Genomic DNA, 21,700 nt, shown 5'->3' with positions numbered 1-21,700 from the left:
TTTTTATTTACGCGTGACAAGGCGGGGCGCGATAATTTGGCTTTTGATGGGCTCTTCAGCGTACTGAATACGCTGCATGATGCGCTCCGCCACGCTGCGCCCCATTTCGCGGGCGGGCGTGAGAACAAAAGCGCCGGGAATATCGTCCAGCCTCTCCTCTTCCACCTCGGCAAAGGCGGCCAGCGCCACGGTGCTGTCGAAATAGCTTTCAAAGCTGTCTTCACCGCTCTGCCGCCCGGCCCGCAGCAGGCCGAACCAGGCACCCATGGCGACGGTGGCGTTATGGCAAAGTACAGCGGAAATAGTCGGGTTGTGACGCAGCAGCGCATTTATCGCCTGCGCCGCCTGGTTCTGGCTCGGCTCGCACTCAACGATCCATTCACTGTGAAACGGCAGACCGTACTGCAAAAGCGTGGCGCAGTAGCCGCCCAGACGCTCCGCGCGGGTGAGCGACGAACTGCGGCCGCCAAGCCATGCGATGCGCTGATGGCCACGCTTAATAAGATGCTCCGTTAAGCGCTGCGCCGCCTGGTGGTTATCAGGGCGAATGTTATCCGCGTCGTCAAGGTAACTGGCGCGGGAAGCGAAGACCAGCGGCACGCCAAGCCGGTTCGCCTCGTCGCGCAGCGGCGCGCCTTCGCTCGCCGCGCCGGCAATGACTATGCCGTCCACCCCTTGCTTCATTAGCGCTTCAAAGCCCCGGCGCATACGCTCGCCGTCGCGCCCGCCCTGCGTGAGAAAGAGCATGCGCCCCTGCGCCTCCAGCGCTTCGGTCAGCCCCGCCGTCAGCTCCGCATAAAAAGGTGTGGTTAAATCACGTACGATGAGACCAATCACCCCGCTCTGCCCGCCGCGAAGCGCCGCCGCCTGGCGGTTGCGCACAAAACCGAGTTGCTCAACGGCTTCGTTGACGCGCTGCCCGGTCGCGCTGGAGATGCGGCCTTTGCCGCTCAGCACCAGCGAAACGGTGCTGACAGACACCCCCGCCGCCAGCGCTACGTCATTGATGGTGATTTTTTTCATCTGCGTCATTCACGTCATCCCTTTCCTGCTGCATCCGGTAAAACGTTTTATCAAGCTTGTTTTATCATCGCCCAAAGCGCGAAGAAATCTGTGAGGTAAAGCGCATTAAAATTTGATAAAACGATTTACCTTGCTCGCCGTGGTCAAACTTTAACGCTTTCGGACGCGCAAGGAGTCGTTTATGGCGGCGAGTACCTCACAACAACGAGTCACATTATGGGAGTTCTTCCAGCAACTGGGCAAAACCTTTATGTTGCCGGTGGCGCTTCTCTCCTTCTGCGGCATTATGCTCGGCATTGGCAGCTCACTGAGCAGCCATGATGTCGTCACGCTAATGCCGTTCCTCGGCCAGCCGGTATTGCAGCTTATTTTTACCTGGATGAGCAAGGTAGGCTCCTTCGCTTTTAGCTTCCTGCCGGTGATGTTCTGTCTCGCTATTCCGCTGGGGCTGGCGCGCGAAAACAAAGGCGTGGCGGCGTTTGCGGGGTTTGTGGGCTACGCGGTGATGAACCTGGCGGTGAACTTCTGGCTGACGGCGAAAGGCATTCTGCCGACCACCGACGCCGCCGTGCTGAAAGCGAATAACATTCAGAATGTGCTGGGCATTCAGTCTATCGATACCGGCATTCTGGGCGCGGTGATCGCGGGCGTTATTATCTGGCGGCTGCATGAACGCTTCCACACGATTCGCCTGCCGGACGCGCTGGCCTTTTTCGGCGGCACCCGCTTTGTGCCGATTATCACCACGCTGGTGATGGGGCTGGTGGGGCTTGTCATCCCGCTTATCTGGCCGTTCTTCGCCAAAGGCATTAACGGGCTTGGCTATATTATCAACAGCGCGGGCGACTTCGCGCCGATGATTTTCGGCACCGGCGAGCGCCTGCTGCTGCCCTTCGGCCTTCAGCACATTCTGGTGGCGCTTATCCGCTTTACCGAGGCGGGCGGTACGCTGGACGTGTGCGGCCACACCGTAAGCGGCGCGCTGACCATTTTCCAGGCGCAGCTCACCTGCCCGGAAACCCACGGCTTTGCCGAGAGCGCTACGCGCTTTTTGTCACAGGGTAAAATGCCCGCTTTTCTGGGCGGCCTGCCGGGGGCGGCGCTGGCGATGTACCACTGCGCGCGGCCAGAGAACCGTCATAAAATCAAGGGCCTGCTTATCTCCGGTGTTATCGCCTGCGTGGTGGGCGGCACCACCGAGCCGCTGGAATTCCTGTTCCTGTTTGTCGCGCCAGCGCTCTATCTTATCCACGCGCTTTTAACCGGGCTTGGCTTCACCATGATGGCTATCCTTGGCGTCACCATCGGCAATACGGACGGCAACATCATCGATTTCGTGGTTTTCGGCATGCTGCACGGCCTCGCCACCAAATGGTATATGGTGCCCGTGGTCGCCGCGGTCTGGTTCGCGGGTTACTACGCCATTTTCCGTTTCGCCATTACCCGCTGGAATATCAAAACGCCGGGGCGCGATGTGGATACTGCGCCAGCGGCGGAAAAAGTGGCGGGCGCGGTGGGTAAATCGGGCTATAACGTGCCGGCTATCCTCGCCGCGCTCGGCGGCGCGGACAATATCGTAACGCTTGATAACTGCATCACCCGCCTGCGCCTGTCCGTGAAGGATATGTCGCTGGTGGACAGCGCCGCGCTGAAAGCGAACCGCGCCATCGGCGTGGTGCAGCTTAACCAGCATAACCTGCAGGTGGTGATTGGCCCGCAGGTGCAGTCGGTTAAGGATGAGATGGCGAGCCTGATGAACACGGTTCAGGCCTGAGCAACCGCGGCGCAGCAGTAAAGTTGCGCCGCAAATAAGAGGTGTTATGTTCGATTTCTCGCAAACCGTGGACAGGCACGGCACCTGGTGTACCCAGTGGGATTACGTTGAAGACCGCTTCGGCGCGTCCGACTTGCTCCCCTTCACCATTTCCGACATGGATTTTGCTACCGCCCCCTGCGTGCTGGAAGCCGTGGCGAAACGCCTTGAGCACGGTGTGCTGGGGTACAGCCGCTGGAAAAACGACGATTTTCTGAGTGCCGTAACGCACTGGTATCAGCGTCGCTTTGCCTGCCGGATGGACGCCCAAACGCTGGTTTACGGTCCGTCGGTCATTTATATGGTTTCGCAGCTTATTCGCCAGTGGTCCGCGCCCGGCGAAGGGGTGCTTATCCACACGCCTGCTTATGATGCCTTCTTCAAGGCGATAACCGGCAACGACAGGCAGGTATTAACCGCCCCGCTGCGCTCAGTTGAAGGCGGCTGGCAGTACGACGAGCAGGCGTTTGAAGCGCAGCTCGCCCGGCCAGACTGCAAAATTTTGCTCCTGTGCAGCCCGCATAACCCCACGGGGAAAGTCTGGAGCCGGGCGGAGCTCGCTACCATGGCGGCCCTTTGCGAAAAGCACGGAGTGCGCGTGATAAGCGATGAAATCCATATGGATATGGTGTGGGGAAACACGGTTCATACCCCCTGGAGCGAGGTGGGCGGCGAACGCTGGGCGCTTCTAACCTCTGCTTCCAAGAGCTTTAATATTCCGGCGCTTACCGGCGCCTATGGTTTTATCCCGGATGCGCAGGAGCGTGAAACTTACCTGAACGCGCTCAAGGGCCGCGACGGGCTCTCCTCGCCCGCCGCGCTTTCGCTGGTCGCGCACATTGCCGCTTATCGTCACGGCGAGCCCTGGCTCGACGCGCTGAGCCACTATCTGGAAGGCAACCTGCGTTTTGTTGCTGAGCAGCTTAACGGCGCGTTTGCGCAACTCAACTGGCGAGCGCCGGAAGCGACTTATCTCGCCTGGCTTGATTTGCGCCCGCTGGCGCTTGACGATCGCCAGTTGCAAAAGTCGCTGATTGAGCAAGAAAAAGTCGCCATCATGCCCGGTTATACTTACGGCGACGAAGGCTTGGGCTACTTGCGCCTGAACGTTGGTTGTCCACGCGCGAAAGTTGAAGATGGCGTGGTGCGCCTGATTCGCGCAATAAGTCGCCAGTTATAGATAGTAAAAGCCCTTTCTCGCCCTGAATTGTTGCGCAACGTAGCTTTCGGGGCGGAATTATTTTTATAATGGTATGCACTTTATTCTAAAAAAAGAGTGCCATCATGATTGATACCCGCCTTCCGCTAACCGATCTTCATCGCCACCTTGACGGCAATATTCGCGCACAGACTATCCTTGAGCTGGGTCGCCAGTTTAACCTCGAGCTGCCCGGCGCTACCCTTGAAACGCTGCGCCCGCACGTGCAAATCACCAAAAACGAACCGGACCTCGTAAGCTTCCTGGCGAAGCTCGACTGGGGCGTGAAGGTGCTGGGCTCGCTGGAAGCGTGCCGCCGCGTGGCCTGGGAAAACGTGGAAGATGCCGCGCGCAACGGTCTGCACTATGTTGAGCTTCGTTTCTCGCCGGGTTATATGGCGATGACGCACCAGTTGCCTGTCGCAGGCGTAGTGGAAGCGGTGATTGACGGCGTGCGCCAGGGCTGCCGCGATTTCGGCGTTGAGGCGCGGCTGATTGGCATTCTGAGCCGTACTTTCGGCGAAGAGGCGTGCGTGGCGGAGCTTGAAGGACTTCTCGCCCACCGCGACCATATTACCGCGCTCGATCTGGCGGGTGATGAACTCGGCTTCCCGGGCAGTCTTTTCTTGAGCCACTTCAACCGTGGCCGCGATGCAGGCTGGCGCATCACCGTGCATGCCGGCGAAGCGGCGGGGCCGGAGAGCATCTGGCAGGCTATCCGCGAGCTTGGCGCCGAGCGTATCGGCCATGGCGTAAAAGCGGTGGAAGATCCGGCGCTAATGGATTTTCTTGCAGAGCAAGGCATTGGCATTGAATCCTGCCTCACGTCCAATATTCAGACCAGCACCGTCGCTTCGCTTGAAAAGCACCCGCTTAAGCGTTTTCTGGAGCACGGCATTCTCGCCACTATTAATACTGACGATCCCGGCGTTCAGGGCGTAGATATCGGCCACGAATATACCGTTGCGGCGCCTGCCGCCGGGCTGAGCGCGGCGCAGATCCGCACCGCGCAGGAAAACGGCCTGAAAATCGCGTTCCTTAGCGCTCAGGAAAAACAGGCGCTGCTGGACAAAGTGCGCGCCGCCTGACGCGCACCGCCAGGCGCTATCAGGAAGCCGCCGTCTGCGCCTGGCGCTTCTCTTTCGCGGTGCGTCTGGCGTAACGCTGCGCCAGCACCGCGCACACCATCAGCTGGATTTGATGGAAAATCATCAACGGCAGCACCATCATCCCTACCTGGCTTGCCGGAAACAGCACGTTCGCCATCGGCACGCCGTTAGCGAGGCTTTTCTTCGAACCGCAGAACACGATGGTGATTTCATCGGCGGTATTAAAGCCCATCAGCCGCGCCGACCAGGTGTTGATAACCAGCACAATGGCGAGCAGAACCAGCGAGCAGACCAGCACGCTCAGCAGCGCCAGCCCGTCCACCTGATGCCAGATCCCCTGCACTACCGCCTCGCTGAAGGCCACATAAACCACCAGCAAAATGGAAGAGCGGTCGGTGTAGCTAATAAGTTTTTTATGTCTGTCGACCCAACGGCCGATCAACGGGCGAGAAAGGTGCCCGACCACGAAAGGCAACATCAGTTGCAGAACGATTTTGCCGATAGCGTGCAGCGTATCCGTTTCCCCCTGATGCGCCTGCATCAGCGCGCCTACCAGCACCGGCGAGAGAAAAATGCCCAGAATGCTGGAGGCTGAAGCGCTGCACACCGCCGCGGCGACGTTGCCGCCGGCCACCGAAGTAAAAGCGATCGCGGACTGTACGGTAGCAGGCAGAGCGCAGAGATAAAGAAAGCCCATATAGAGCGACGAAGGCAGAAGCGTGGGCGTAAGAAACTGCATTGCCAGGCCCAACAGCGGAAAGAGCGCGAAAGTGCTCAGGAAGACCACCAGGTGCAGCCGCCAGTGGCCCATCCCCGCAACGATAGCCTCGCGGGAGAGCTTCGCGCCATGCATAAAAAAGAGCAACGCGATAGCGGCAGTGGTGAGGTATTCGAACCCGGTTTTTACCTTTCCTTCGCAGGGAAACAGCGAAGCGATAACCACCACCACAATCATTATTAGTAAGAATTTGTCTATTTTCAGTCGCTGCAGCCAGCTCATGAGCGCCTCCCACCTCGTAAAGCGAAAAAACGCGCCGCTGAGGGCGCGTTATAAAAGTTGAAACGATAAATCAGGCAAGCGACAGCGTGGAGCGGTGTTTCGCCGACTCAATGCCCAGTTCCAGCAGCTCCATAATCTGAATTGCCTGACGGGCGGGCACCGGGTTCTCGCCCTGTCCGTTCAGCGCGTCGCGCACGCCCGCGTAGTACGCCGGGTAGTTGCCCGGCACCGTCAGCAGCGTTTGCTCGTCCAGCTCCTCGCCGTGCGCCACCGTTAACACGCCGTCGCGCATATCGTAGCCCCAGTCTTCCTGCGGCGGTCGTTCACCCGCTTTGAGCCTGTCCTCCTGCGGGTCGAGGCCGAACTTCACGTAGCTTCCCCGCGCGCCATGCACGATATAACGCGCCGATTCCGCCGCCGCCAGCATGGTGCCGTGCAATACCACGCGACGTTGCGGATACGAAAGAATGGCGTGGAAATAGTCGGTGGTCTGCGCCCCTGGACGCAGCTGCGCCAGATCGACCGTCATCGTCACCGGAAGACCGAAGAGATTCACCGCCTGGTCCAGCAAATGCGGCCCTAAGTCATACCAAATGCCGCTGCCCGGCCCCGCCTGCTCGCGCCAGCGGTCACGCACCTGCGGACGGTAGCGGTCGAAGTGCGATTCAAAATAGGCGACTTCGCCTAGCGTACCTTCGGCAATCAGCTTCTTCAGCGTCAGGAAATCGCTGTCCCAGCGGCGGTTATGGAACACAGAAAGCAGCAGGCCGCGGCTTTTCGCCAGCGCATCCAGTTCGCGCGCCTGTGACAACGTCACGGTGAAGGGTTTATCTACAACCACATGCTTGCCCGCTTCCAGCGCGGCTTTCGCCAGCGGAAAGTGGGTATCGTTAGGGGTGGGAATGACGATCAGATCGATATGAGGATCGTTAAACAGTTGCTTAGGTTCGGCAACCACCGGCACCGATGGCCAGTCGGCATTGACTTTAGCGGCATCGCTGCTGGAGATGCCCGCAAGCGTCATGCCCGGCGTGCCGGCAATCAGCGGCGCGTGAAACGTTTTACTGGCGTAGCCATACCCCAGCAATCCGACCCGAATAGTGTCGCTCATCTCTTTTCCTCTGCTTAGTGGACAAGGCTATTTCACACCAAACCCCTGCGCGCTACAACACGTTAATAAAGTGTTGACCCGGCCGCTTTTTTCGCCAGCTAACGCGCGCTCAGGTGGAAAAGTGATTCTGCTCGCATTTCTGAAACCGGTTTCGGAAACCGGTTGCAGCGTCAAACGCCCGCTGTCTACACTGCGTGTAAACTAACCCCCTCAAGGAGTGAAACAATGTCTCAATTTCCTGAACATTTTCTCTGGGGCGCCGCCACGGCAGCGTATCAGGTTGAAGGCGGTTTCGACGCCGACGGCAAGGGTCCTTCCATTTGGGATACCTTTGCCCATCAACCCGGCGCCACTTACCAGGGCACCAATGGCGACGTCGCGGTCGATCATTATCACCGTTTTCGCGAAGATGTCGCGCTGATGGCCGAAATGGGCATGCAGAGCTACCGCTTTTCCATCTCCTGGCCTCGTCTGCTGCCGAAGGGTCGCGGCGAGGTGAACGAAGCGGGTGTCGCTTTTTACAGCGAGCTTATCGACGCCCTGCTTGAGCACAACATTGAGCCGATGATCACCCTTTATCACTGGGACCTGCCGCAGGCGTTGCAGGATGAGGGCGGCTGGGAGATGCGCTCGACCGCAGAGGCGTTTGTCGAGTACGCGCGTCTCTGTTACGAGCGCTACGGCTCACGCGTTAAGCTCTGGGCGACCTTCAACGAAACCATCGTGTTCATCGGCCATGGCTATATTACCGGCAGCCATCCGCCAGCGGTAAAAGATCCAGCGCGCGCCATTCAGGCCTGCCATCACGTCTTCGTCGCGCATGCGCTGGCCGTCAAAGCGTTTCGTGAAAGCGGCATCACGGGGCAGATTGGCTTCGTCAATGTTCTGCAACCGCACACGCCGTTGACCGATTCGCCAGAAGATAAAGCCGCCGCCGCGCTTGCCGACGGTATTTATACCCACTGGCTTTACGATCCGGTATTGAAAGGCGAGTACCCGGCGGAGCTGGTTAGCCAGACCCAGGCGCTGTGGGGGGTGCCCCGCTTCGCGCCGGGCGACGACAGCCTGCTGAAAGAGAACATCGGCGATTTTATCGGCCTTAACTATTACCGTCGCGAAACCGTCGTGGCGAATAATGAAGAGACGCAGTTGAAGGCCAACCACAGCGGCGAGCGCAATAGCGGCCACGAATTTGGCTTTAAGGGCTTATTTAAGTTTGTCCGTAACCCGAACGGCGTCTACACCGACTGGGACTGGGAAATCTGGCCGCAGGGCTTAACCGACGGCATTATGCAAATTAAAGCCCGCTACGGCGACGTGCCGATTTATATCACGGAAAATGGTCTCGGCGCGAAAGACCCTATTATTGATGGCGAAATCGTCGATGACGCGCGAATTGATTATTTGCGCATGCATGTCGACGCCATGGAAGACGCCATGCGCCAGGGCGCCGATGTGCGCGGTTACTACCCCTGGTCATTTATTGATTTATTAAGCTGGCTTAACGGTTATCAGAAACAATATGGTTTCGTCTACGTCGATCACCATGCCGGCCTCGCCCGTAAACGTAAAAAGAGTTTCTTCTGGTATCAGAAGCTTATTGCCAGCCGCGGCGAACAGCGTTAATCTTGCACTCCGTCAGGCGCCATCCGGCGCCTGCACTCTTTAAATGAAAGAAAAATCTTAAATGTCCCCTGCGGCGTTTAAGAATTCTGCGCCCCTGCTTGTTTCCATTTATTATTTATCCGGCCCCAGCGGTCCGGTTTACTACGCTTTTTTTTATTTCTGTTACGCGGATACTTTTAAACATGACAGTTCAGGACTACTTATTAAAATTTCGTAAGATCAGCTCGCTCGAAAGTCTGGAAAAACTGTTCGACCACCTCAATTACACCCTTACCGATAATCAGGAGATGATTAATATGTACCGTGCCGCGGATCACCGGCGCGCCGAACTGGTGTCCGGCGGACGGCTGTTTGACCTTGGACAGGTGCCGAAATCGGTCTGGCGTTACGTGCAATAATCACTACAGGTAGCATTCAGGACGAAAATCCTTATAATTCTGGCACTGTATTTTGTTCGTTGTCATTCATTGGCTCAATGCATAACCCGGGAGGTAACATGACCGCCACGCCTGCAATGCGCATCGGAGGTTGGTTACTGGCGCCTCTCGCCTGGCTGCTGATGACGCTGCTTAGCACCACTATCGCCGTGGCCTTTTACCTGTTGGCGATCGCCTCGCCGCAAACGCATCAGGCTCTGGCCGCGCAAAGCGCGTCGACAGTGGCGCTGTGGTATTTCTCGTGCGTTTTCGCGCTGGCCATCTGGGGCTATACCCTGTGGCTGGCGGTGATGTTTTTTAAACGCCGCGCAGGCGTGCCAAGGCATTACATTATCTGGTTGCTGCTCACCGTTCTGCTGGCCATTAAATCTTTTGCCTTCGCGCCAGTGAGCGACGAGCTGGCGTTGCGTCAGCTGCTGTTTCCGCTGTTGGCGGCAGCGCTGCTGGTGCCTTATTTCAAACGTTCGAAGCGCGTGAAGCAGACGTTTGTTAACGCTAAATAACCTTACACATTCTCTGTTGTCGCTCCCGGCGCATTGCCTGATAATGAGCGGCTTTTTTCGTTTCAGGTCGAATAATGTCTGACTACTTACTCTTATTTGTCGGAACGGTACTGGTAAACAACTTCGTACTGGTGAAGTTTCTCGGCTTATGTCCGTTTATGGGCGTCTCTAAAAAGCTGGAATCGGCTATCGGCATGGGGATGGCGACGACCTTCGTGATGACGCTCGCCACGATTTTCTCCTGGATTATTGACCACCTGATTCTGGTGCCGCTCGGTCTGGTCTACCTGCGCACGATGGCCTTTATCCTGGTTATCGCGGTGGTGGTGCAGTTCACCGAAATGGTGGTGCGAAAAACCAGCCCGGCGCTCTATCGTCTGCTCGGTATCTATCTGCCGCTTATCACCACTAACTGCGCGGTGCTGGGCGTGGCGCTGCTGAGCATTAATCTGGGGCATAACTTTCTGCAATCGGCGCTGTATGGCTTTTCCGCCGCCGTGGGCTTCTCGCTGGTAATGGTGCTGTTCGCCGCCATTCGCGAGCGTCTGGTGGTTGCCGATGTGCCGCTGCCGTTTCGCGGCAACGCCATCGCGCTGGTCACGGCCGGGCTGATGTCTCTGGCCTTTATGGGCTTTAGCGGGCTGGTGAAGTTCTGATGAATATGATTGTCATTGCCGTCGTCGCTCTCACGCTGCTGGCGCTGGTGTTCGGCATGCTGCTGGGCTACGCCTCGCGTCGCTTCGCCGCCGAAGAGGACCCGGTGGTGGACCAAGTCGATGATCTGTTGCCGCAGAGCCAGTGCGGACAGTGCGGCTATCCGGGCTGTCGTCCCTACGCGGAAGCGGTGGCCAATAATGGCGAAAACATTAACCGCTGTGCCCCTGGCGGCGAGGCGGTGATGCTGAAGATAGCCACGCTGCTGAACGTTGAACCGCAACCGATTGACGGCGACGCCGCGCCGGAGCCGGCGCGCATGCTGGCGGTGATCGATGAACCTAACTGCATCGGCTGCACCAAGTGTATTCAGGCCTGCCCGGTAGACGCCATCGTCGGCGCCACGCGCGCCATGCACACCGTCATGAGCGATCTCTGCACCGGCTGTAACCTGTGCGTAGACCCCTGCCCGACTCAATGTATTGAAATGCGCCCGGTCTCACCGACCCCGGACAGCTGGAAATGGACTTTAGAGACGATTCCGGTGCGCATGATCCCAGTGGAAAACCATGCTTAAGTTATTTTCTGCTTTCAGAAAAGAGAAAATCTGGGACTTCGACGGCGGCATTCATCCGCCGGAGATGAAAACCCAGTCCAACGGCACGCCGCTGCGCCATGTGCCGCTGCCAGGCCGTTTTATTATCCCGCTGAAGCAACATATCGGCGCGGAAGGCGAACTGTGCGTTAAGCCCGGCGATACGGTGCTTCGCGGTCAGCCGCTGACGCGCGGCCGCGGACGAATGCTGCCGGTGCACGCGCCCACTTCCGGCACCGTCGTTGCCATCGCCCCCCACTCCACCGCGCACCCTTCCGCGCTGGCGGAGCTGAGCGTGATTATCGAGCCCGATGGCAAAGATGAGTGGATAGCCCGCGAAGGCTGGGCCGACTACCAGAGCCACAGGCGCGAAGCGCTTATAGAGCGGATTCACCAGTTTGGCGTGGCCGGGCTTGGCGGCGCGGGTTTCCCTACCGGCGTTAAGCTGCACGGCGGCGGCGATAAGATCGAAACGCTGATTATCAACGCGGCGGAGTGCGAACCTTACATTACCGCAGACGATCGGCTGATGCAGGAGTGCGCCGCGCAGATTATCGACGGTGTGCGCATTCTCATGCACATTCTGCAACCGCGCGAAGTGCTGATTGGTATTGAAGATAACAAGCCGCAGGCTATCTCGATGATGCGCGCCGTGCTTTCGGGCGAGCATGATATTCGCCTGCGCGTGATCCCCACCAAATACCCTTCCGGCGGCGCGAAGCAGCTTACGCAGATCCTGACCGGCAAGCAGGTGCCGCACGGCGGGCGCTCGTCCGATATCGGCGTGTTAATGCAGAACGTCGGCACCGCTTACGCTATCAAGCGCGCCGTTATCGATGGCGAGCCGCTGACGGAGCGCGTCGTCACGTTGACCGGTGAAGCGGTTTCCCGCCCCGGCAACGTCTGGGCGCGCCTTGGCACGCCGGTGCACCATTTGCTGGAGTTCTGCGGGTTTATTCCCACCTCCGGGCAACTGGTTATCATGGGCGGCCCGCTGATGGGCTTTACGCTGCCGTTCCTGGACGTGCCGGTGGTGAAAATCACCAACTGCCTGTTGGCCCCCTCGGCAACCGAAATGGGCGAGCAGCAGGAAGAGCAACACTGCATTCGTTGCAGCGCCTGCGCGGATTCCTGCCCCGCTGACCTGCTGCCGCAACAGCTTTACTGGTTCAGCAAAGGGCAGCAGCACGATAAAGCGACGGCGCACAACCTTGCCGACTGCATAGAGTGCGGCGCCTGTGCGTATGTTTGCCCGAGCAACATTCCGCTGGTGCAGTATTTCCGCCAGGAAAAGGCGGAGATCCGCGCCATCGCAGAAGAAGAGCGCCGCGCCGCCGAGGCGAAAGCACGTTTTGAGGCGCGCCAGGCGCGTCTGGAACGTGAAAAAGCGGCTCGCCTTGAGCGTCACAAACAGTCCGCTGTACAGCCTTCCGGCGAGAATAAAGATGCCGTCGCCGCCGCCCTTGCCCGCGTTCGCGCCCGTAAAACCGACGCTGCCGAACCTGTGGTGGTGCAGGCAGGCGCTAAACCGGATAACAACGCGGTGATCGCTGCCCGTGAGGCGCGTAAAGCCGAAGCGCGCGCCCGTCAGGCTGAGAAAGCGCAAGCCGAAATGGCGGCGAACAGCTCCGTTCCTGCCGTCGAGGCGACCGAACCGCAGAGTATCGCCGACCCGCGCAAAACCGCCGTTGAGGCCGCCATCGCCCGCGCCAAAGCACGTAAAGCGGCGCAGCAGGCTGATGCCCAACCAGTACAAACAGAGGCGGCGGCAACCGAAGACGCCGCCCCGGTCGACCCGCGCAAAGCCGCCGTTGAGGCCGCCATCGCCCGCGCTAAAGCGCGTAAAGCGGCGCAGCAGGCTGATGCGCAACCGGTGCAAACAGAGGCGGCAACCGAAGACGTCGCCCCGGTCGACCCGCGCAAAGCCGCCGTTGAAGCCGCTATCGCCCGCGCCAAAGCGCGTAAAGCGGCGCAGCAGGCGGATGCGCAACCGGTGCAAACAGAGGCGGCGGCAACCGAAGACGCCGCCCCGGTCGACCCGCGCAAAGCCGCTGTTGAGGCCGCCATCGCCCGCGCCAAAGCGCGTAAAGCGGCGCAGCAGGCTGATGCCCAACCGGTGCAAACAGAGGCGGCGGCAACCGAAGACGCCGCCCCGGTCGACCCGCGCAAAGCTGCCGTTGAAGCCGCTATCGCCCGCGCCAAAGCGCGTAAAGCGGCGCAGCAGGCGGAAATGAATACAGCAGAAACGGAAATTGCAGCAGCAGTGAAAGAGGCGGCGACACCGGCGCCCGTCGACCCGCGCAAAGCCGCCGTTGAAGCCGCTATCGCCCGCGCTAAAGCGCGCAAAGCGGCGCAGCAGGCGGACGCTGAAAACGCGGCATCGGATGCCGCTAACGAAGAAGAAGCGGAAGATCCCCGTAAAGCTGCAGTTGCCGCCGCGATTGCCCGGGTACAGGCTCGCAAAGCCGCTCAGCAGGTTGTTAACGAGGAATAAATGGTTTTCAGAATCGCAAGTTCGCCCTACACGCACAATCAACGCCAGACATCGCGCATTATGATGCTGGTGACGCTCGCCGCCGTGCCGGGCATCGCCGTCCAGACCTTTTTCTTTGGCTATGGCACGCTTATTCAGGTGCTGCTGGCGATAGCCAGCGCCCTGCTCGCCGAAGCGCTGGTGCTGCGCTTACGGAAAATGTCGGTGAAAGCCATTATTCGCGATAATTCTGCGCTGCTGACCGGGCTGCTGCTTGGCATCAGCATTCCGCCGTTAGCGCCATGGTGGCTGGTGGTGCTTGGCACTGTTTTCGCTATTATCATCGCGAAGCAGCTCTACGGCGGCCTCGGGCATAACCCTTTCAACCCCGCGATGATTGGCTACGTGGTGCTGCTTATCTCTTTCCCGGTACAGATGACCAACTGGCTGCCGCCGCAGCAGATCGCCGCCACCGTTCCGGGGCTGGTTGATGCGCTGCAGGTGATTTTTCACGGCGTGACAGTCAACGGCGATACCATGACGCAGCTGCGCATCGGCATTGATGGCGTAAGCCAGGCCACGCCGCTGGATACCTTTAAAACCGGCCTTCATGCCGGCCATCCGGCGGTGGAACTGCTGCAGCAGCCGATTTACGGCGGCGCGTTAGCCGGGCTTGGCTGGCAGTGGGTGAACCTGGCTTATCTGGCGGGCGGTCTGTTCCTGCTCTGGCGCGGCACCATTCGCTGGCATATCCCGGTCAGTTTTATCGCCACGCTCATGATTTGCGCCACGCTCGGCTGGTGGCTGGCGCCGGAAAAATTCCTCTCGCCATTGCTGCACCTGCTGTCGGGCGCGACCATGCTTGGGGCGTTTTTCATTCTTACCGATCCGGTGACGGCGTCAACGACCAACAAAGGCCGCCTGGTTTTTGGCGCGCTGGCAGGTCTGCTGGTATGGCTTATTCGCAGCTTTGGCGGCTATCCGGACGGCGTGGCTTTCGCCGTGCTGCTGGCGAATATCACCGTGCCGCTTATCGATTATTACACCCGTCCGCGGGTCTACGGTCATCGCTAAGGAGCGCCTGTGCTGAAGACGATACAAAAACATGGGACGACCCTTGCGGTATTCGCCGCGCTGACCACCGGCTTAACGGCGATGGTGAATGCGCTCACCAAAACGACTATCGACAACCAGGCCGTTCTCCAGCAAAAACAGCTGTTCGACCAGGTGTTGCCTGCGGAACTTTACGATAATGACCTGCAGCAAAGCTGTTTCGTGGTAAGCGCGCCTGCGCTGGGCGCGGGTGAAAAACAGCTGTGGGTTGCCCGTAAAGGCGATACGCCCGTCGCGGTAGTGATGCAGGCAACCGCACCGGATGGCTATTCTGGCGCTATTCAGCTGCTGGTCGGCGCTGATTTTCAGGGTAAAGTGCTGGGTACCCGCGTTACCGAGCATCATGAAACGCCAGGCCTTGGCGATAAAATCGAAACCCGCATCAGCGACTGGATCACCCATTTCGCTGGAAAAGTGATTCAGGGGAGCGATGATGCGACCTGGGCGGTAAAAAAAGATGGCGGCCAGTTCGACCAGTTTACCGGCGCGACCATCACCCCGCGCGCGGTCGTAAACGCCGTGAAGCGCGCCGGCCTTTATGCCCAAACGCTGCCGCCGCAGCTTGCCGCCCTTCCTTCCTGTGGAGAAAACCATGAATGACGTAAAATCGATTCTGGTCAATGGCCTGTGGAAAAACAACTCAGCGCTGGTGCAGCTGCTGGGGATGTGCCCTCTTCTGGCGGTGACCTCCACTGCGACTAACGCCCTGGGTCTGGGCCTTGCCACCACGCTTGTGCTGACGCTGACTAACGCTTCGATTTCCGCCTTCCGTAAATGGATGCCTGCGGAAATTCGCATCCCCATCTACGTAATGATTATCGCCGCCGTGGTCAGTATTGTTCAGATGCTGATTAACGCTTACGCGTTTGGTCTTTATCAGTCGCTTGGCATTTTCATCCCGCTGATTGTGACTAACTGCATCGTCGTGGGTCGTGCAGAAGCGTTTGCAGCGAAAAACGGGCCGCTGCTGTCGGCGCTGGACGGCTTCGCCATCGGCATGGGCGCTACCGGCGCGATGTTTGTGCTGGGCTCTTTACGTGAAATCCTCGGCAACGGCACGCTGTTTGACGGCGCAGACGCGCTGCTGGGCGGCTGGGCGAAGGCGCTGCGCGTGGAAGTGTTTCATACCGATACCCCGTTCCTGCTGGCGATGCTGCCGCCGGGCGCCTTTATCGGCCTTGGCATGATGCTCGCCATTAAGTATCTGATTGATGAAAAAATGAAGGCGCGCCGGGCGGCGCAGGCTGCGATTGTGGCGGGCAAAACGGAAAAAGCCTGATGAACAAAGCGAAACGCATAGAAATACTTTCGCGCTTGCGCGCGAACGATCCGCACCCTACGACCGAGCTGAATTTCACCTCCCCCTTTGAGTTGTTGATTGCGGTGCTGCTTTCCGCACAGGCGACGGATGTTAGCGTAAATAAAGCGACCGCGAAGCTCTACCCCGTCGCCAACACGCCGCAGGCGATGCTGGACCTCGGCGTGGAAGGCGTAAAGGAATACATCAAAACCATCGGGCTGTTTAACAGTAAAGCGGAGAACGTGATTAAGACCTGCCGCATTTTACTGGAACAGCATGGCGGCGAAGTGCCGGAAGATCGCGCTGCGCTCGAGGCGTTGCCAGGCGTCGGGCGTAAAACGGCAAACGTGGTGCTGAATACGGCTTTTGGCTGGCCGACTATCGCCGTGGATACGCACATTTTCCGCGTCTGTAACCGTACCCAGTTCGCGCCAGGGAAGAATGTGGAGCAGGTGGAAGAAAAGCTGCTGAAGGTGGTGCCTGCGGAGTTTAAAGTTGATTGTCACCACTGGCTTATCCTTCACGGTCGCTACACCTGCATTGCCCGTAAGCCCCGCTGCGGCTCCTGCCTGATTGAAGATCTCTGCGAATATAAAGAGAAAGTCTATTCATAATGCTTCGCCCGCGGCGTTGCGGGCGAATGTGAGCTTTCTCACTGAACATTTTTCACGCTTTACAACTTATTAGCCTTTATTTGGCCTCATCGCTGCTGATTAAACTCGGCGCTAAACCACCTTCCCAGGTTAAACGTTTTTTTTCGACAGGAAATTTCTATAACTTTGTGACAAAAATCACATCGATAACATCATGTTAATTTTCTGTTGTGAAAGAGCGGCAAAATACCGCGCATAGCCTGCGATGGCACGCTTTTTTACCGCACATCTGTCGGCATATTCGCCTCAATCAGGTCGTAATCACTGGCGCGCGGGCAAATCAGCAGAACATATAACCTCTCCACCACCTGAGGCGGGCAAAATCAGATAAAATATCTGATATTGAGGTTAACAAAAAATTTAACGCTAACTTCGGTTTTGTTTTTGCGGGCAATATCCTGGCTGAGTTAAATGTAACGGATTATTACAAAGGTATTGCCTGACAGCCCAGGATAGTGAACATTACCCGCCGTTTCTCACCCTAATAAAAATAAAGCGCATGCTGTACAGGCAATGCGCCGACAAGACTCCCGTTAATACGGGACGTAAAAAAAGAGGTATATGTGTCGACTGCAAACAATAAACCAGCAGAAAGCGTGAGCATTAACGCTTTCAAACAACCGAAATCGTTCTATCTCATTTTCTCTATCGAATTATGGGAGCGTTTTGGTTACTACGGCCTGCAAGGGATCATGGCCGTCTACCTGGTGAAACAGCTGGGTATGTCCGAAGCGGATTCCATCACTCTGTTCTCCTCTTTTAGCGCACTGGTATACGGCCTGGTCGCCATCGGCGGCTGGCTCGGCGATAAAGTGCTCGGCACTAAACGCGTGATTTTCCTTGGCGCGACCGTGCTGGCGATTGGCTATGCGTTAGTGGCCTGGTCTGGTCACGACGCCGCTGTCGTCTATATGGGGATGGCAACTATCGCGGTAGGTAACGGCCTGTTTAAAGCCAACCCGTCCTCGCTGCTCTCTACCTGCTATTCGAAGGATGACCCGCGTCTCGACGGCGCCTTCACCATGTACTACATGGCGATTAACATCGGCTCCTTCTTCTCTATGCTGGCCACACCGTGGCTGGCGGCGAAGTTTGGCTGGAGCGTGGCTTTCGCACTGAGCGTGGTCGGTATGGTGATAACCATTATCAACTTCGCCTTCTGCCGTCACTGGGTGAAAGAGTACGGCTCGAAGCCGGACTTCCAACCGCTGCACTTCGGCAAGCTTATCGCCACTATTGCGGGCGTGGTAGTGCTGGTCGCTATCGCCACCTGGCTGCTGCATAACCAGGGCATCGCTCGTATTGCGCTGGGCGTTATCGCGCTGGGCATCGTGATTATCTTCGGTAAAGAGGCGTTCGCCATGCACGGCGCCGCGCGTCGTAAAATGATCGTCGCGTTTATCCTGATGCTGGAAGCGGTCGTGTTTTTCGTGCTTTACAGCCAGATGCCAACCTCGCTGAACTTCTTCGCGATCCGTAACGTTGAACACGCTATTCTGGGTATCGCGTTCGAACCGGAACAGTATCAGGCGTTGAACCCGTTCTGGATAATGGTAGGCAGCCCTATTCTGGCCGCGATTTATAACAAGATGGGCGACCGTCTGCCGATGCCGCATAAATTCGCTATCGGCATGGTGCTGTGCTCCGGCGCGTTCCTCGTGCTGCCACTGGGCGCGAAGTTCGCCAGCGACGCCGGTATCGTCTCGGTGAACTGGCTTATCCTGAGCTATGCCCTGCAGAGCATCGGCGAGCTGATGATCTCCGGTCTGGGTCTCGCGATGGTCGCGCAACTGGTGCCGCAGCGCCTGATGGGCTTCATCATGGGCAGTTGGTTCCTGACCACCGCCGGGGCGGCGATTATCGCCGGTAAAGTGGCCAACCTGATGGCGGTGCCGGAAAATGTTACCGACCCGCTGATGTCGCTGGATGTTTATGGCCGCGTATTCATGCAGATTGGCATCGCAACGGGCGTTATCGCCGTGCTGATGCTGCTGACCGCGCCAAAACTGAACCGCATGACGCAGGATGACGACAAAGCGGCAACAGCTTCCGAAACCGCAACGGCGTAATTCTCATCACGAAACCTTTTTCAGCCGCTAACCTTTGGGTTAGCGGCTTTTTTTTTGCCCCGCCGGGCACTACGATACTGTGATAATTCATCGCTAACGAGGAGCGACTCATGAAGCTGTTTTACAAAGCAGGTGCCTGTTCCCTTTCACCCCATATTGTTTTACGCGAATCGGGTCTCGATTTTACGCTGGTGAAAGTAGACCTGGCGGCGAAAAAAACCGAAAGCGGGGATGACTATTTCGCCATTAACCCTAAGGGGCAAGTGCCGGCGCTACAGCTTGATGACGGCTCGATGCTGACGGAAGGCGTGGCGATTGTGCAGTATCTGGCGGATAAAGTGCCGGACCGCCAGTTGCTGGCCCCGGCAGGCAGCATGACGCGTTACCACACGCTGGAATGGCTTAACTATATCGCCACCGAGCTGCACAAAGGCTTCTCTCCGCTCTTTCGCCCGGATACGCCGGAGGAGTACAAGCAGACCGTGCGCGGCCAGTTAGAGAAAAAACTGCAGTATGTTAATGAGGAGCTGACGGATAAGCAGTGGTTGATGGGGCTGCGTTTTAGCGTAGCGGATGCTTATCTCTTTACCGTGCTGCGCTGGGGAAAAGCGGTGAAGCTGAATTTTGACGGGCTGGATAATATTGAGCAGTACCTGGCGCGCATGCAGGCGCGTCCCGAGGTCGCGGCCGCGCTGGCGGCGGAAGGGCTTTGATGTTGACCGCTCTCCTGTGACGGGAGAGCGGCTTATCTTTTTACAGCGCGACGGCGGTAAAATAGTGCTCCGGTTTTGCGATGCCATCCTGCGCCGCAACCACCTGCAGTTCATACTCGCCCATGCGCTTCGTCGTCACCATCACCTCGTAAACAGCGGCCGTCACGTGCTCCAGCGCGTCGCGAAGGCTTGCGCCCTGCAGCAGTTTCACCAGCAACAAACCGCTTGTGACATCGCCTACGCCGACGGGCTGACGCTCACCGAAATCCACCAGCGGGCGGCTGATGTGCCAGGCTTCGTCCTTTGTCACCAGCAGCATTTCAAAGCGATCTTTATGGTAGCCCGCCCGCGCCAGATGTTTCACCAGCACGATTTTCGGCCCCAGCGCGATCAGTTCTCGTGACGTTGTCACCGCCTCGTCTACCGAATTTACTGCGTGACCGCTCAGCAGCTCCAGTTCGATTAAGTTCGGCGCGATAATATCGCTCGCCGGGAGCGCATAACGGGCATGGAATTCCGCTACGCCTGGCGCCACGATACAGCCTTTTTCAGGGTGCCCCATGACCGGGTCGCAAAAGTAGAGCGCCTGCGGATTGGCCTTTTTCACCTCGCGCACAATGCCAAGAATATGCTCGCCCTGCTCGGCTGACCCCAGATAACCGCTCAACACCGCATCGCAGCGCTGCAGTTGACCGATGGCGGCGATGCCCTGCACGATTTCGGTCAGGTGGGCTGGCGGCATCACCGAGCCTGTCCATTGTCCATACTGCGTGTGGTTGGAAAACTGAACGGTATTCAGCGGCCAGACGTTGGCGCCGAGACGTCGCATGGGAAATTCAGCCGCACTGTTGCCGGCGTGACCAAACACCACATGAGACTGGATGGCGAGGATGTTTTTCATGTTGCTTCCGGATGAATTGCAGGTGATAGCGAAAAATAAAGGGCGTGGTTTCCCACGCCCTTGCTTGCTGAATATTATTTCCAGCAGACGAGGCAGTAATTCTTTTTACCGCGGCGCAGCAGCGTATAGCGCCCGAACAGGCGGTCGGCATCGCTGAAGGTGTATTCCGGGTCTGACTGTTTTTCACCGTTGATGGTGATGGCGTTAGAAGCGATGGTTTTACGCGCCTGCCCGCGGGAGGGCTGCAGTTCGGAATCGACCAGCGCCTGCTGGAGATCCGCTCCTTTTTCCATTTCGACCATCGGCACGCCGTCCTGGGCGAGCTGTTCGAAATCCGCCTCGCTCAGGTCGCTCAGGGTGCCGTTGAACAGGCTTGCGGTAATGCGTTTTGCCGCCACCAGCCCCTCTTCGCCATGTACCAGGCGAGTCACCTCTTCCGCCAGCACATACTGGGCGCGCGGCGCTTTACCGCTGTTCTTATCTTCCTCTTCCAGCGCGTTGATCTCTTCAATGCTCATGAAGGTGAAGAACTTCAGGAAGCGGTAAACGTCGGCGTCCGCCGTGTTGATCCAGAACTGGTAGAATTTGTACGGGCTGGTTTTCTTCGGATCGAGCCACACCGCGCCGCCTTCGGTTTTACCGAACTTGGTGCCGTCTGATTTGGTAATCAGCGGTACGGTCAGGCCAAAGACCTGGTTCTGGTGCAGACGTCGGGTCAGGTCAATACCGGAGGTGATGTTGCCCCACTGGTCGGAGCCGCCGATTTGCAGCGCCACGCCGTGCAGCTTGTTCAGGCAGGCGAAATCGTAACCCTGCAGCAGGTTGTAGGAGAACTCGGTAAAAGAAATACCCACATCATCACGGTTCAGGCGCTGCTTCACCGCTTCTTTGTTAATCATCTGGTTAACAGAGAAGTGCTTGCCGATGTCACGCAGGAACGTCAACACGTTCATGTTGCCGAACCAGTCATAGTTATTGGCTGCGATGGCCGCATTTTCGCCGCAATCGAAGTCAAGGAAAGGGGCAACCTGACGACGGATTTTCTCCACCCACTCCTGCACCGTGTCTTCGGTATTCAGCTTACGTTCGGTGGCTTTGAAGCTTGGATCGCCGATAAGTCCGGTTGCGCCGCCCACCAGCGCGACCGGTTTATGGCCGGCCATCTGAAAGCGCTTGAGGCACAACAAGGGAACCAGATGGCCCAGATGCAAGCTGTCAGCGGTAGGATCGAAGCCGCAATAAAGGGCGATTGGCCCCTGCGCCAAACGCTGCGCTAATGCTTCTTCATCCGTTACCTGAGCCACAAGGCCCCGCTCCTGCAATTGCTTGATCAAATTGCTGCTTGCCATCAATTTCTCCATCTGTTTACGACTGCACCTTTGCCGGTACACGGCTTTTCGCCCGCTGGC

Annotated in this window: 20 protein-coding genes; 15 read left to right on the top strand and 5 right to left on the bottom strand. The window is 58.0% G+C overall.

Annotated elements, in window-relative coordinates; translation table 11 throughout:
* Nucleotides 1-3: 3 nt before the first annotated feature.
* Nucleotides 4-1,032 (bottom strand): Mal regulon transcriptional regulator MalI, encoded by a 1,029-nt coding sequence (locus ACU4F7_RS09840; protein ID WP_029592744.1) that lies wholly within the window; start codon nucleotides 1,030-1,032, stop codon nucleotides 4-6.
* 172 nt (nucleotides 1,033-1,204) lie between these two features.
* Here ACU4F7_RS09840 and malX point away from each other — a divergent pair, with 172 nt between their 5' ends.
* The 3 genes from malX (at nucleotide 1,205) to add (ending at nucleotide 5,122) form a co-directional block, all read left to right on the top strand.
* Nucleotides 1,205-2,797 (top strand): maltose/glucose-specific PTS transporter subunit IIBC, encoded by a 1,593-nt coding sequence (malX, locus tag ACU4F7_RS09835; protein ID WP_481638535.1) that lies wholly within the window; start codon nucleotides 1,205-1,207, stop codon nucleotides 2,795-2,797.
* Nucleotides 2,798-2,843: 46 nt separating this feature from the next.
* A complete protein-coding gene (locus ACU4F7_RS09830) occupies nucleotides 2,844-4,016 on the top strand; it encodes a MalY/PatB family protein (RefSeq protein ID WP_481638534.1) in 1,173 nt (390 codons plus the stop codon).
* 104 nt (nucleotides 4,017-4,120) lie between these two features.
* The gene (gene add / locus ACU4F7_RS09825) at nucleotides 4,121-5,122 is read left to right on the top strand and encodes an adenosine deaminase (protein WP_024557652.1); all 1,002 of its coding nucleotides are present in this window, start codon (nucleotides 4,121-4,123) and stop codon (nucleotides 5,120-5,122) included.
* A 19-nt stretch (nucleotides 5,123-5,141) separates the two neighbouring features.
* Here the strand turns inward: add and ACU4F7_RS09820 are convergent, their stop codons facing one another.
* Both ACU4F7_RS09820 and ACU4F7_RS09815 read right to left on the bottom strand, forming a co-directional pair.
* On the bottom strand, nucleotides 5,142-6,143 hold the full coding sequence (locus ACU4F7_RS09820) for a bile acid:sodium symporter family protein (RefSeq protein WP_029592740.1): 1,002 nt from the start codon (nucleotides 6,141-6,143) through the stop codon (nucleotides 5,142-5,144).
* Nucleotides 6,144-6,213: 70 nt separating this feature from the next.
* Nucleotides 6,214-7,254 carry an oxidoreductase gene (locus ACU4F7_RS09815; RefSeq protein WP_481638533.1) on the bottom strand — a complete coding sequence of 347 codons (1,041 nt, stop codon included), beginning with the start codon at nucleotides 7,252-7,254 and terminating at the stop codon, nucleotides 6,214-6,216.
* A gap of 225 nt (nucleotides 7,255-7,479) precedes the next feature.
* Between ACU4F7_RS09815 and ACU4F7_RS09810 the strand changes: the two genes are divergently transcribed.
* The 12 genes from ACU4F7_RS09810 to gstA all read left to right on the top strand — a co-directional run bounded on the left by ACU4F7_RS09810 (nucleotide 7,480) and on the right by gstA (nucleotide 19,390).
* The gene (locus ACU4F7_RS09810) at nucleotides 7,480-8,880 is read left to right on the top strand and encodes a GH1 family beta-glucosidase (RefSeq protein ID WP_481638532.1); all 1,401 of its coding nucleotides are present in this window, start codon (nucleotides 7,480-7,482) and stop codon (nucleotides 8,878-8,880) included.
* 182 nt (nucleotides 8,881-9,062) lie between these two features.
* A complete protein-coding gene (gene ydgT / locus ACU4F7_RS09805; protein WP_024554387.1) occupies nucleotides 9,063-9,278 on the top strand; it encodes a transcription modulator YdgT in 216 nt (71 codons plus the stop codon).
* A gap of 98 nt (nucleotides 9,279-9,376) precedes the next feature.
* Nucleotides 9,377-9,820, top strand: a complete 444-nt coding sequence (locus ACU4F7_RS09800) for a DUF2569 domain-containing protein (protein WP_029592737.1) — start codon at nucleotides 9,377-9,379, stop codon at nucleotides 9,818-9,820.
* A gap of 74 nt (nucleotides 9,821-9,894) precedes the next feature.
* Complete coding sequence (rsxA, locus tag ACU4F7_RS09795; RefSeq protein WP_024557657.1) at nucleotides 9,895-10,476, top strand: electron transport complex subunit RsxA; 582 nt, start codon at nucleotides 9,895-9,897, stop codon at nucleotides 10,474-10,476.
* Nucleotides 10,476-11,051, top strand: a complete 576-nt coding sequence (gene rsxB, locus ACU4F7_RS09790) for an electron transport complex subunit RsxB (RefSeq protein WP_481638531.1) — start codon at nucleotides 10,476-10,478, stop codon at nucleotides 11,049-11,051. Before rsxA ends, rsxB begins: the two co-directional genes overlap by 1 nt.
* Nucleotides 11,044-13,563 carry an electron transport complex subunit RsxC gene (gene rsxC, locus ACU4F7_RS09785; protein WP_481638530.1) on the top strand — a complete coding sequence of 840 codons (2,520 nt, stop codon included), beginning with the start codon at nucleotides 11,044-11,046 and terminating at the stop codon, nucleotides 13,561-13,563. Before rsxB ends, rsxC begins: the two co-directional genes overlap by 8 nt.
* Nucleotides 13,564-14,616 (top strand): electron transport complex subunit RsxD, encoded by a 1,053-nt coding sequence (gene rsxD, locus ACU4F7_RS09780; protein ID WP_481638529.1) that lies wholly within the window; start codon nucleotides 13,564-13,566, stop codon nucleotides 14,614-14,616. It abuts the gene before it with no gap.
* Between the two features lie 9 nt (nucleotides 14,617-14,625).
* A complete protein-coding gene (gene rsxG / locus ACU4F7_RS09775) occupies nucleotides 14,626-15,255 on the top strand; it encodes an electron transport complex subunit RsxG (RefSeq protein WP_029592733.1) in 630 nt (209 codons plus the stop codon).
* Entirely contained in the window at nucleotides 15,248-15,934 is a 687-nt protein-coding gene (locus ACU4F7_RS09770) for an electron transport complex subunit E (protein ID WP_029592732.1), read from the top strand. The genes rsxG and ACU4F7_RS09770 overlap by 8 nt, the downstream gene beginning before the upstream one ends.
* Nucleotides 15,934-16,569 (top strand): endonuclease III, encoded by a 636-nt coding sequence (nth, locus tag ACU4F7_RS09765; RefSeq protein WP_029592731.1) that lies wholly within the window; start codon nucleotides 15,934-15,936, stop codon nucleotides 16,567-16,569. The genes ACU4F7_RS09770 and nth overlap by 1 nt, the downstream gene beginning before the upstream one ends.
* 602 nt (nucleotides 16,570-17,171) lie before the next feature.
* The gene (gene dtpA, locus ACU4F7_RS09760; protein ID WP_481638528.1) at nucleotides 17,172-18,677 is read left to right on the top strand and encodes a dipeptide/tripeptide permease DtpA; all 1,506 of its coding nucleotides are present in this window, start codon (nucleotides 17,172-17,174) and stop codon (nucleotides 18,675-18,677) included.
* A 110-nt stretch (nucleotides 18,678-18,787) separates the two neighbouring features.
* Entirely contained in the window at nucleotides 18,788-19,390 is a 603-nt protein-coding gene (gstA, locus tag ACU4F7_RS09755; RefSeq protein ID WP_029592727.1) for a glutathione transferase GstA, read from the top strand.
* Nucleotides 19,391-19,430: 40 nt separating this feature from the next.
* Here the strand turns inward: gstA and pdxY are convergent, their stop codons facing one another.
* Together pdxY and tyrS are read right to left on the bottom strand one after the other, a co-directional pair.
* Entirely contained in the window at nucleotides 19,431-20,291 is an 861-nt protein-coding gene (gene pdxY, locus ACU4F7_RS09750) for a pyridoxal kinase PdxY (protein ID WP_481638527.1), read from the bottom strand.
* Between the two features lie 74 nt (nucleotides 20,292-20,365).
* Nucleotides 20,366-21,640, bottom strand: a complete 1,275-nt coding sequence (gene tyrS / locus ACU4F7_RS09745; RefSeq protein ID WP_481638526.1) for a tyrosine--tRNA ligase — start codon at nucleotides 21,638-21,640, stop codon at nucleotides 20,366-20,368.
* Between the last annotated feature and the right edge of the window lie 60 nt (nucleotides 21,641-21,700).

The organism is Franconibacter pulveris (genome assembly GCF_056780215.1).
The sequence above is the reverse complement of the archived record's forward strand: the minus strand, read 5'-3'. Positions and strand labels throughout refer to the sequence as shown.